8 protein-coding genes are annotated in these 11,856 nt (G+C 63.2%); 7 read left to right on the forward strand and 1 reads right to left on the reverse strand.

Going from position 1 to position 11,856, the window contains the following annotated elements:
- Positions 1–640 precede the first annotated feature (640 nt).
- The 6 genes from B5X73_RS15510 to B5X73_RS15535 all read left to right on the forward strand — a co-directional run bounded on the left by B5X73_RS15510 (position 641) and on the right by B5X73_RS15535 (position 11,212).
- On the forward strand, positions 641–3,259 hold the full coding sequence (locus tag B5X73_RS15510; RefSeq protein ID WP_079522500.1) for a TonB-dependent receptor: 2,619 nt from the start codon (positions 641–643) through the stop codon (positions 3,257–3,259).
- Positions 3,256–5,943, forward strand: a complete 2,688-nt coding sequence (locus tag B5X73_RS15515) for a beta-mannosidase (protein ID WP_176167867.1) — start codon at positions 3,256–3,258, stop codon at positions 5,941–5,943. The genes B5X73_RS15510 and B5X73_RS15515 overlap by 4 nt, the downstream gene beginning before the upstream one ends.
- Positions 5,944–5,996: 53 nt before the next feature.
- Positions 5,997–7,376: a glycoside hydrolase family 125 protein gene (locus tag B5X73_RS15520; RefSeq protein ID WP_254857313.1), complete on the forward strand. Its 1,380-nt coding sequence runs from the start codon at positions 5,997–5,999 to the stop codon at positions 7,374–7,376.
- A gap of 25 nt (positions 7,377–7,401) precedes the next feature.
- Positions 7,402–9,837 (forward strand): GH92 family glycosyl hydrolase, encoded by a 2,436-nt coding sequence (locus B5X73_RS15525; protein ID WP_079522465.1) that lies wholly within the window; start codon positions 7,402–7,404, stop codon positions 9,835–9,837.
- Positions 9,838–10,019: 182 nt separating this feature from the next.
- Positions 10,020–10,700 carry a basic secretory protein-like protein gene (locus B5X73_RS15530; protein WP_079522466.1) on the forward strand — a complete coding sequence of 227 codons (681 nt, stop codon included), beginning with the start codon at positions 10,020–10,022 and terminating at the stop codon, positions 10,698–10,700.
- 77 nt (positions 10,701–10,777) lie between these two features.
- On the forward strand, positions 10,778–11,212 hold the full coding sequence (locus B5X73_RS15535; protein WP_079522467.1) for a hypothetical protein: 435 nt from the start codon (positions 10,778–10,780) through the stop codon (positions 11,210–11,212).
- Here B5X73_RS15535 and B5X73_RS15540 read toward each other — a convergent pair.
- Complete coding sequence (locus B5X73_RS15540; RefSeq protein ID WP_079522468.1) at positions 11,187–11,396, reverse strand: hypothetical protein; 210 nt, start codon at positions 11,394–11,396, stop codon at positions 11,187–11,189. The genes B5X73_RS15535 and B5X73_RS15540 overlap by 26 nt on opposite strands.
- Before the next feature lie 161 nt (positions 11,397–11,557).
- On the opposite strand from B5X73_RS15540, the gene B5X73_RS15545 reads away from it, so the two are divergent.
- Positions 11,558–11,839: a hypothetical protein gene (locus tag B5X73_RS15545; protein ID WP_197056550.1), complete on the forward strand. Its 282-nt coding sequence runs from the start codon at positions 11,558–11,560 to the stop codon at positions 11,837–11,839.
- The last annotated feature ends 17 nt before the right edge of the window (positions 11,840–11,856 follow it).

Genomic DNA, 11,856 nt, shown 5'->3' on the forward strand with positions numbered 1-11,856 from the left:
GGTTCGATGCGCGGTTGCGAGGAACCCGTTCATGCGCCCGTCGGTCTTCGCGAGAAACTGCGGCTTTGACCGGTGTTTTCCGCAAAGTCGCGCGCTTGAATCGTCCAAATTCGCGGTCCCGCGATCCCGCCGACGTGTGAAATCCGTCGCATTTCTGGTTGCAGTGCAGCAAAGCGACGCCATTGCGTCGACCGCGCGCGGCGCCGAACGTTCCGTTCGATAAAAACCGCGTCACAGCGCCGTTTCTCGTGAGCGCGACCCGGACTGAAAAGTGCATGGATCGATCCAAATGACTCTTGAGATATACCGCAGTGCAGTATTTTCGTCATTCGGTTAAATGCTTTCAAGACAATGACTTGTGCTCATTTGTATGACTTTAGATCGAGTTAAAAAAGCGGTTGACAACGTTGTCAGCGGCCCCTAAAAATCCGCTCGGTAATACCGTTGCAATCGCGATATGAGCGCGATCAGCGCAGGGCCGGAAGGCGGCGCATCGGCGACAGGGCGCAGGGCAGAAAGAAATCCGGCGATACGCATGACGATCAACGCGGGCAATAGCCCGCGCGGTGTCGTGCGTCTCGCGAAAACACCAGGCATTCCTCAGGAGAACGATGTGAACCCCCGCATCAGCGTACTTTCCATGGCTATCCTCGCCGGCCTCTTGGCCACCGGCAACGCGATCGCACAGGACGCGGCTTCCCCCGCCCCGGCCGCCAGCACGACGAAGAAGACCGATGCCGCCAAGCCGGCCGACCCGAACGCCAACCCGCAGGACGCCGCTAACCTGGGCGCCGTGACGGTCACCGGCATTCGCGCCAGCCTGCAGAAGTCGCTCGACCTGAAACGCAACGCCGACTCCATCGTCGACGCCATCTCGGCCGAAGACGTGGGCAAGTTCCCGGACACCAACGTGGCCGAATCGCTCTCGCATCTGCCCGGTATCAGCGTCGACCGCAACTTCGGCGAAGGCGACAAGGTCAGCATCCTGGGTACCGATCCGGCGCTCAACCGCCTGCTGCTCAACGGCCAGACCGTCGCCTCGACCAACTGGACGTCCGATCCGAACAATCCCGACAGCCGCTCGTTCAACTACAGCCTGCTGACCTCGGAAATCATCGGTAATGCGCAGGTCTACAAGACGCCGCAGGCGAACATCGACGAGGGCTCGATCGGCGGTACCGTCATCGTCAACACGCGTCGTCCGCTGGATCTCAAGGCCAACACGCTGACCGGTACCGTGAGCTACGGTTACAACGATCGCGCGGACAAGGGCAAGCCGAACGCGTCGGTGCTTTACAGCTGGAAGAACCAGGACAACACCTTCGGCGTGCTCGGCTCCATCATGCACTCCGACAAGATCATCGACCGCCAGGGCACCGAAGTCTTCGGCTACCAGCGCGTCAACGATCCGACCGATACCAACCCGGACCACCAGTTCAATCCGGCCGTGGTCCCGCCGAACCAGCAGGGCGTCTACCCGACCGCCGTCAACACGGCGTGGTTCCAGCAGCGCCGCAAGCGCGACGGTGTGTCGACCGGTCTGCAGTGGAAGCCGAACGATGCATTCGAGCTGAACTTCACCGGCCTCTACGTCACCGAGAAGTTCAACAACTTCAACCAGAGCCATTACGGCGAGTGGTCCGGTTCGGCGGCCAATGCGACCGCACTCGGTTTCCAGAACGGTGTCGCGACCACGGGTAGCTACGACGCCAACACGTCGACCTATCTGGACGGTTACGAGCGCGATTCGACGGTGAACACCGGTGTGGCCAACCTTCGCGCCGACTGGTTCGGTGACGGCTGGACGGCGTCGAGCCAGGTCGGTTACACCGGCTCCACCGGCGGTTCGGATGGCATCTGGAACATGCAGTTCCAGAACTTCGGCGGCTTCAATTACGCGCTCGACGGCGAGCATCCGCAGATCAACTACAACAGCCCGGACAACCCGTCCGCCGCGCTCGCTCACGGTGCCGGTTACAGCTACGCGCCGAGCTACGATCGCGAACGTTACTTCCAGTTCGACTTCTCGCACGACGTCGCCTGGGGTCCGCTGAACCAGATCTCGGTCGGCATCAAGGCGACCAATCATCTGGATGGTCAGGACGCATACACGGCCAATATTCCGGCCACGGCTTACGCCGGTACCAGCCTCGCCGACCTTGCCAACGGCGGCACGCCGGGCGGCTACCTCGACGGGCTCGACTCGGCCGGCAACATGGGCAACTGGACCACGATCGATCCGGGCCTGATGAAGGCCTATGTGTCGAGTCTGGTCACGAACACCTCGCTCGACCCGAAAGCCACGTACAGCATCGCCGAGCAGAACCGCGCGTTCTACGTGCAGGGCGACTTCGCCGGCGACGGTTATCGCGGCAACATCGGTGCGCGCTATTTCCGCACACGTGACACGGTGGACGGTTACAACAGCATCGGTAACGGCAATTACGCCGCCGTGAACAAGCGCAGCGCATATCACGACTGGCTGCCGTCGTTCAACATCGCGTTCGACGCCGCCGAAGACGTGACGCTGCGTTTCGCCGCGGCCAAGGCCATCGCGCGTCCGCGTTATCAGCAGATGACCCCGTACGTGGCACTGGACGACCGTACCCTGACCGGCTCCGCGGGCAACATCGACCTCAAGCCGTACAAGTCGACCAACTACGACGCTTCGGCCGAGTGGTACTTCTCGGAAAACAGCGTGCTGTCCGCTGAGCTGTTCTACCGTCGCATCTCGGGCTACATCCTCAACACCAACGTCGCCCAGACGCAGTACAACCTGACCGAGCAGCACGACGACGTGTACCAGATGCAGGTGCCGACCAATGCCGGCGTGGCCAAGGTCAAGGGTGCCTCGCTGACCTACCAGCAGAACTTCGCGTATGGCTTCGGCATGCTGGCGAACTACACCTACTCAGACGCGGACACCAGCAACGACTTTCCGCTGCCGTACAACTCGAAGAACTCGTTCAACCTGTCGCCGTTCTTCGAGCAGGGTCCGTGGAGCGCGCGCCTGACCTATAGCTGGCGTTCGTCGTACTTCACGTCGATCGCCCAGCTCCAGTCGCAGCAGATCACGGGCATCTTCCGCGAACTGGACGCGACGGTGGGTTATCAGCTAAATGACCATATCCGCCTTTCGCTCGACGCCACCAACCTGCTGGACGAGACGTATATGGTCTACAACAACACGCCGGCTCAGCCGCTCAACGCCTACAAGAACGGCCGCACCTACATGGTGACGATGGGCTTCAAGCTGTGACGCCCCGCGCGTCGCTGGCACTGGCGGCCTGGCTAGTCGTCGGCGCCGCCGGCGCGGCCACGCCGACGGAGAGAGACCTCTCCGTCGGCTGGCAATTCCGTCTGTCCCATACCGCCACGCCGGCGGGAGCCAACCCTGCTGGCGAACCCTCAGCCCAGCTGAAACGACTGAGGCAATGCACGTCATCGTGCGAGCGGCTGGATGAGTGGCAACCCGCCACCGTCCCCGGCGCGATCCAGACCGACCTGCTCGCCCGGAAGAACATTCCCGACCCGTTCTGGCGCGACAACGAGGCCAGCCTGCAATGGATCGGCCTCTCCGACTGGGACTACCAGCTCAGCTTCGACGTCGACGCGGCCACGCTCAGGCGCGGTCATGTCGATCTCGTTTTCGACGGCCTCGACACCTTCGCCGAGGTCAGCCTCAACGGTAAGAAGCTGCTCTCGGCGGACAACATGTTCCGCCGCTGGCGCCTGCCGGTAAAGAGCACCCTGCACGCGGGAAGCAATACGCTCACCGTGCACCTGCAATCCCCCATCGCACGCGTGCAGCCCTGGCTGCTGACGCAGCCGTATGCGTTGCCGGGCGAATTCGATTCGTCCTTCGGCGATGAGCCGAAGGGCAAGCAGACCTCCAACTACGTCCGCAAAGCCAACTACCAGTACGGCTGGGACTGGGGTCCGCGTTACGTCACGCTCGGTATCTGGCGCCCCGTGCGCCTGGAAAGCTGGGATGACCTCCGCGTCGCCGACTTCCATATCGCGCAGACCCAGGTCGAAGCGGACGTGGCGAAGCTGGACGCGCAACTCGACGTGCGTGCCGACAAGGCGGGCGCGGTCACTCTCAAGGTCGAGTGGACCGGGCCGGACGGCAAGACCGGCAGCGAACAGCGCGAGGTCGCCCTGAAGGCCGGCGAGAACCACGTCGGGGTGCCGCTGAGCATCGACCACCCGCAACGCTGGTGGCCGGTCGGCTACGGCGAACCGAATCTCTACCGGTTCCACGCCAGCATCGAATCCGGCGGCTCGACAGTCGCCGGGGCCGATCGCGAAACCGGGTTGCGCAAGGTCGAGCTGCGTCGCGACAAGGACCAGTGGGGCAGGGGCTTCGCGTTTGTCGTCAATGGCGTGCCGGTCTTCGCCAAGGGCGCCAATCTGATTCCGTACGATGCGTTCCCGTCGCGCGTCTCCAGCGAACGGCTGGAAGCCATCCTTCGATCCGCCAAAGACGCCAACATGAACATGTTGCGCATGTGGGGCGGCGGCACCTACCAGGACGACGCCTTCTACGCGGCGGCCGACCGTCTGGGTGTGATGATCTGGCAGGACTTCATGTTCGGCGGCGCGGTGACGCCGTACGACGATGCGTTCCGCGAGAGCACCCGCATCGAGGCCGAGGAGCAGGTCACGCGCCTGCGCGATCACCCGTCGATCGTGCTCTGGGCCGGTAACAACGAAGTGCAGACGGGCTGGGAGGAATGGCCCGATCGCATCGACTTCCAGAAATTCGTCAACGCCGATGAAGTGAAGAAGGTCGAAGACGGCATGCGTACGATCTTCGACAAGACGCTGCGCAAGGTCGTGTCGGATCTCTCGCCGCAGGTGCCGTACTGGGCAAGCTCGCCGAGTACGGACTTCGACGGTCCGGCCAATGTCGAGACCGACGGCGACATGCATTACTGGAAAGTGTGGTCGGGCTCGGAGCCCATCTCGCACTACCTCGACATCACGCCGCGCTTCCAGTCGGAATACGGTCTGCAGTCCTTCCCGGTGATGGCCACGATCAAGGCCTTCGCCCAGCCGGAGGACATGCAGCCGGAGTCGAAGGTGATGCGCGCGCACCAGAAGTTTGCCAACGGCGACGGCAACCAGCGTCTGTTGCTGTACATCCGCCAGGAGTACGGCGAACCGAAGGATTTCCCGTCGTTCGTCTACCTGAGCCAGGTCATGCAGGCCGAAGGGATCGAACTGGCCGCCGAGCACCTGCGCAGCGCCCGCCCGCGCAACATGGGTACGTTGTACTGGCAGTTGAACGATGTGTGGCCGGGCGCGTCGTGGGCCAGCGTCGACTACTTCAACCGCTGGAAGGCGCTGCAGTTCCACGCGAAGCGTTTCTACGCGCCGGTGGACGTCGTGCCGCTGCGTCGTGATGGCAAGACGGATGTCTTCGCCGTGTCCGACCGCACGAGGGACTTCGACGCCGTCCTGCGCACTCGTGTCTACGACATGGGCGGCAAGCTGCTGCGGGAGACCCGTCTTCCTGTGCACGCGAAAGCCCTGTCCAGCACCCGGGCGCTGACCGTGGACGATGCGACGCTGCTCAAGGGCGCCGATCCGCGCAAGACGGTCGTCGCCTTCGATCTGCTGGAGAACGGCAAGCCCGCGGCGCATCACCTCCTGTATTTCGGCGCCGCCCGCACGCTGGCGTTGCCCACGCCGGAGCTGACCACGTCACTGCATGACGGCGGACACGGCCTGGTGCTGACGGTGAGTGCGAAACGTCTTGCCCGCGCGGTCTGGGTCGATACGGGCGATATCGACGTGCGGCTTTCACAGAACGCGTTCGATTTGTTGCCCGGTGAAAGCATCGACATCGAGATCGACGGCGCCACCGATACCGAAGCCCTTCGCCGCGCGATCACCGTACGCTCGCTCGTCGATGCCCTGAAGGAGACCACGCCTTGAATCCCTCCCGTCGCAATGTGATGAAATGGCTTTCGCTCGCACCTGGCGTCGCGATGATGGGGGGCATGAGCATGGGCGCCGCCGCCGCGTCGCGCTTCACCAGTCAGCGTCCACCCGTGGGCAAGCGCAAGTTCACCAGCGAGGCGGTGGAACACCTCATTGCCGCGACGAAGAAGAAAATCGCCGATCCGGAGCTCGCCTGGATCTTCGAGAACTGCTTCCCGAACACGCTGGACACCACGGTGGAGCTCGGCCGCCTGGACGGCTACGAAGACACCTTCGTGGTGACGGGCGATATCGACGCCATGTGGCTGCGTGACTCGTCCGCGCAGGTCTGGCCTTATCTTCCGCTGACCCCGAAAGACGAAGGGCTGCGCAAGCTGTTTCGTGGCCTGATCCGTCGCCAGGTACGCTGCATACTCATCGATCCCTACGCCAACGCGTTCCTTCCCGATACCAAGGGCAAGAGCAAGATGGACTGGGCGCAGGCCGACATCACCGACATGCGTCCCGGCGTGGCCGAGCGCAAATGGGAGATCGATTCACTCTGCTACCCCGTCCGCCTCGCATATGGCTACTGGCAGACCACGGGCGATCGCGAGCCGTTCGACGAATCGTGGCGTGCCGCCACACGCAGCATCGTGACGACCTTCCGCGAACAGCAGCGCAAGGACGGTCACGGCCCGTACCAGTTTCAGCGCCCGTCGCCGAAGCCGACCGAGAGCCAGTTCCTCGATGGCTACGGTCAGCCGACGCGTCCGGTCGGCATGATCCACGCCATGTTCCGCCCTTCGGACGATGCGACGGTCTATCCGTTCAATATCCCCGGCAACCTGTTCGCGGTGGTGACGCTGCGTCGCCTTGCACAGATGCACGGCACGTTGTTCGGTGACCAGGCGTTCGCCAGCGAGGCCAATGCGCTGGCCGACGAGGTCGAGGCGGCAGTCGAAAAGTACGGCGTGATGCACGACGGCCAGGACGATTTCTGGGCCTACGAAGTCGACGGCTATGGCAACCAGTTGTTCATGGATGACGCCAACGTGCCCAGCCTGCTCGCGCTGCCGTACCTGGAGAGCGCGAAGCATGATGCTCGCTATGCACGCACGCGTCAGCGCGTCTGGAGCACGGCCAATCCGTATTTCTTCCAGGGCACGGCCGGTGAAGGTATCGGCGGTCCGCATGAAGGTCTGCGTATGATCTGGCCGATGTCGATCATGATGAAGGCCTTCACGACGGATGACGCGGCTGAAATCCGGCAGTGCCTGCACTGGCTCAAGACCACGCACAACGGTAGTGGCTTCATGCACGAAGCCTTCGATCAGGATGATCCGAAGAAGTTCACGCGAGCCTGGTTCGCGTGGGCCAACACCCTTTTCGGTGAGCTGATCGTTCATCTCGCCGACAAGCACCCCGACACCCTGCGTCGCGTCTGACGCGACATCCGAGCTGGAGCGATTCATGGTCAACCGTCGACGTTTTCTGCAAGGGATGGCTGCCTTCACCGCCATCGGTCAGCTAGGCTCCCTCACCGCGCTGGCCGGTGGCGTACAAGAAAGCCTGAAAACGCCACCATCCGGCGGCGGCACCGTCGGTGACAGCGTCTTGCGTTACGTCGACGTCTTCGTCGGCACGGGCGGTCACGGTCACACCTATCCCGGTGCCACCCGACCGTTCGGCATGGTCCAGTTGAGCCCGGACACGTACAACGCGCAGTGGGATGGTTCGTCCGGTTACCACCAGGGCGACGGCTCGATCATGGGCTTCTCGCACACCCACCTGAGCGGTACCGGTGCAGCCGACATGCTCGATTTCCTGGTCATGCCCTCGATGGGCCCCGTGCTGCTGCAGCCTGGCGACCGCGATTTCGACGGCGTCAATTACGTGTCGCGCTTCGATGCGAAGAAGCAGGGCGACGGTAAGCCCGAGAAGGGCTATCGCAGTGGCGTAAAGGGTTACCGCTCGCACTACACCGGCGAGCAGGCCCACCCGGGTTACTACCGCGCCAAGCTCACCCGCTTCGACATCCTCGCCGAACTGACCGCGACGCTGCGCGCCGGCATCCATCGTTATACGTTCGGCAAGGAAGGCGACGCGCACATCCTGTTCGATCTGGCGCATGGCTACGGCGATGCGATGGACAAGCCCGCCAACGTGACCGATGCCGAGCTGACCCTGGTCGGTAACGACACGCTGGTCGGCGGTCGTCGCGTATGGCAATGGGCCTCCGGCCGGGTGATTTACTTCGCGATGAAGCTGTCGCGTCCCGCCGCCAGCGTCACGTTGTACGACGAGGACAAGGCGCTGCCCAAGGGGTCGACGACGGCGAAGGGCAATCACCTCAAGGCCGCGTTGCACTTCGACAAGGCCTCATCCGAGCCCCTGCTGGTCAAGGTCGGTATCTCCGGCGTGGACATCGACGGCGCGATGCGCAACCTGGACAACGAGATTCCCGGCTGGGACTTCGACGGTGTTCGCGCGTCGGCCGAGGCCGAGTGGATCCAGGAACTGTCGAAGATCCGCATCGAATCGTCGTCGGACAAGATCAAGCGGACGTTCTACAGCTCGCTGTATCACACGATGCTGGCGCCCACGGTTTTCAGCGACTTCGACGGGCGCTATCGTGGCATGGACAAGGCCGTGCACACGTTGCCTGAGGGGCGGCACAACTACAGCACGTACTCACTGTGGGATACCTATCGGGCCGAGCACCCGTTGTTCACGCTCTACCAGTCCGATCGCGTACCCGACCTGGTCGACGGTCTGGTCCGTCTCGCGGTGGAAAGCCCCAGTGGCGCGCCGGTCTGGCCGCTCCAGGGTATCGAGACGGTCTGCATGATCGGTTATCACTCCGCCGTGGTCGTAGCGGAGGCGCAGGCCAAGGGCTTCAAGGGTATCGATTATGCCAAGGCCTGGCCGGTGTTCCAGCGTCGTGCCATGCAGGACGATTACTTCGGCCTGACGTACTACCGCAAGCTCGGCTTCATTCCCAGCGACAAGGAAGGCGAGGCCGCCAGCAAGACGCTCGAGTACGCGTACGACGACTGGGCGGTAGCGCACATGGCCGACGCACTGGGTCACGCCGACGAGGCGAAGCTGCTGCGCAAGCGCTCGCAGAATTACGTCAACGTGTTCGACAAGGACATGCAGTTCGTTCGTCCGCGTGCGGAAGACGGCTCATGGCTGCAGCCGTTCGATCCCATCGCCATCGGGCATTCGAAGCGCTGGCGCGATTTCACCGAGTCCAATGCCTGGCAGGCTACGTTCCTCAATCAGCACGATCTGTACAACTACATGCGGCTGTTCGGTGGTGAGCAGGCGTTCGAGGCCAAGCTCGACGGTTTGTTCAATGCCGATCCCACGCTGCCGGAAAACGCGCCGCCGGATATCGCCGGCATGGTGGGCCAGTACGCCTTTGGCAACGAACCGGGGCACCACATGCCCTACCTGTACGCTTACACCGGTGCGCACCACAAGACCCAGGCGCGCTTGCGCATGCTGCTCGAGACCATGTACCTGCCGGAGCCCGATGGCCTCCCCGGCAATGAAGACTGTGGCCAGATGAGCGCGTGGTACATCATGAGCTCGATGGGTCTGTATGCCGTGGATCCCGTCAGCACCCACTACGTTTTCGGCAGCCCGCTGCTCGATCGTGCGGAAGTGCAGGTGGGTGCGGGCCGCACGCTGGTGATCGAGGCGAAAGACAACGGACCCGGGCGCCCGTATATCCAGTCGGTGTCGTGGAACGGCAAGCCGTGGACGAAGAGCTGGATCGCCCACAAGGACCTCGAGGCGGGCGGCACGCTGAGCTTCGCGATGGGGGATAAGCCCAACGTCGAATTCGGCAAGGCCCTTGCGGACCGCCCACCATCCTTTGGTAGCGCCCCCAGCGTGTAAGGCTTTGCCGCTAACGGCGGGAGCGACCGTGATGGCGATGGGGTGCTTGTGGAAGCGCCCCATGTCATTCGTAATCTTCACGTATGTATAGACGTCCAAACCGCAAAGTGTGACACCTGCACCGAAACATCCCGCGCCATGGGTCCACCATCGAACGACCCTACAACGCAGGAGTCACGCTCATGCAGCCATCGAAGCGCTTCGGCGCTCGCGCGCTCATCATCGCCTCGCTCGTCGCCGCGGGGCCCACATTTGCCGACACGGTGAACTCGTATCAGCAGAACGGTTACACGCTTACCGTGACCGACAAGAATTCGGGCATCGCGCAGTCCACCGTCGATACCATGATAAGCACCTTCTTCACGATCTATCCCAAAGAAGCGGCTGACTTCAATCCGAATACGTCGAAGACGGTGAACATCGTCCTCGATCCGTCCTACGACGGCGTGGCCGCGACGGCTAATGCGACCGAGACGTACGGCGCGGCGTACATGATCGCGAATCCGAACGACACCGATACGGTCACACATGAGTCGATGCATATCGTGCAGGACTATGGGCAGCAGAATATTCCCGGATGGCTGGTCGAGGGTATCGCGGATTACGCGCGTAACCGCTATGGGGTGAACAACGCGGCCGCGGGCTGGTCGCTACCCGATTACGCCGCCGGGCAGAACTACACCGACAGCTACCGCATCACCGCCCGGTTCCTCGTGTGGGTCGAGGAGCATCACGCGGGAACCGTGCAGGGTCTTGACGCGGCGTTGCGCGGGCGGTCGTACACCGACCAGACCTGGGCACAGCTGACGGGCGCGGATGTCGATACGTTATGGGCGCAGTACACCGCGTCGCCAGGCATCTGACCCCATTCACGGCGGCTAGACCCCGGTAACGACACTCTCCTCGCGCCGGAAGGGCCGGCGGGGGAGGGTTTTCAGACATGTCTTACGCCGGGCGTATGTATCTTCGACTGTTCATGCCGAGCCTTCTGGCCTTCGGTACGGGATCGTTGGCCGCTGGCGTGACCCGGGCCGCCCAGCAGACGCCGGGCGATTTCGGACTGGTTTCTCTTTATTCCAACCTGCCCGCCTGGCTCTTCGCCGGTGGCCTCTTCGTGGCCGTCGGCTCGGCCGCCATCCAGTTGCTGAGGCTGCGCCTCTGGGACCGCGGTGTCATCGCGGGTTGCTACGTGTGCGGCTGCCTGCTGGCGTCTCCGCGGGCGGCACGCCGCGGGCTCGGCACGACGCGCGAATGCATGGGCTGCGGCAAGGTGCACGGCACCAACCACCGGCTGCTGCCGACCGTGGTGCCTCTGGCGGTTGCGGTGAAAGACAGCGCCAGCGCGCCCGTCAGGAGCGTACGTTCGTTACCGTGATGCGGTGACCCACGCGCTCGAGCAGCGCGCGAAGCGCCTCGGCGTCCTCGATACGGGTGTCGTCCTCTAGGGACAGCCATAGCGTGTCGCCGGAAAGGCCATGCACTTTCTCGTTAAATTCGACCTCGATGGCTAGCTTGCCACCGGGCTGGACGACCGATACCCGGAAATTACGTGACTGCACGCGCTGGTTACCCCTGGTGAACTGGCTGTCTGTGTGTCCGGTGCATTTTAGCGGGCCCGGCGAGGAAAATGCTGTCCGCGTACGGTGACGCGTGACCCACAACACGTTCACCCGCCCACGACGGCGCCTCCTTGTAAATCCATGGCACGAGGAGAAGCCCTATGCTGCAACTGAATCCGCCGCTGCCCATGAATACGCCGAAAGGCGAGGGATTTGCCCATTTCCTGCTCGACTATGGCCCGGAGTCTGATCTGTACTGGACGGTGTTCATCACGGCCACGGGTGAGATCTGGACATTCGCCAATCGCGAAGTCCGCGCTTCCAAGAACATCACACTGGGGCGTACCTCGCCGTCCGTACCGCGTCAGGCCCCGCCGCGTCGCCAGGCGGAGGGCCGGGAACCGGGCGTGCTCCCCTTCGCCGTGGCTGACGCTCCGGTCTGACGCCCTCGTCCGCACGG

This window comes from Luteibacter sp. 22Crub2.1 (genome assembly GCF_900167995.1).
In the GTDB taxonomy this organism is placed as follows: Bacteria; Pseudomonadota; Gammaproteobacteria; order Xanthomonadales; family Rhodanobacteraceae; genus Luteibacter; species Luteibacter mycovicinus.

What these genes read in the sequence shown, in the direction of transcription:
- B5X73_RS15510 (WP_079522500.1), top strand. Translation starts at nt 641, where the DNA reads ATGGCTATCCTCGCCGGCCTCTTGGCCACCGGCAACGCGATCGCACAG.
- B5X73_RS15520 (WP_254857313.1), top strand. Translation starts at nt 5,997, where the DNA reads ATGATGGGGGGCATGAGCATGGGCGCCGCCGCCGCGTCGCGCTTCACC.
- B5X73_RS15525 (WP_079522465.1), top strand. Translation starts at nt 7,402, where the DNA reads ATGGTCAACCGTCGACGTTTTCTGCAAGGGATGGCTGCCTTCACCGCC.
- B5X73_RS15530 (WP_079522466.1), top strand. Translation starts at nt 10,020, where the DNA reads ATGCAGCCATCGAAGCGCTTCGGCGCTCGCGCGCTCATCATCGCCTCG.
- B5X73_RS15535 (WP_079522467.1), top strand. Translation starts at nt 10,778, where the DNA reads ATGTCTTACGCCGGGCGTATGTATCTTCGACTGTTCATGCCGAGCCTT.
- B5X73_RS15545 (WP_197056550.1), top strand. Translation starts at nt 11,558, where the DNA reads ATGCTGCAACTGAATCCGCCGCTGCCCATGAATACGCCGAAAGGCGAG.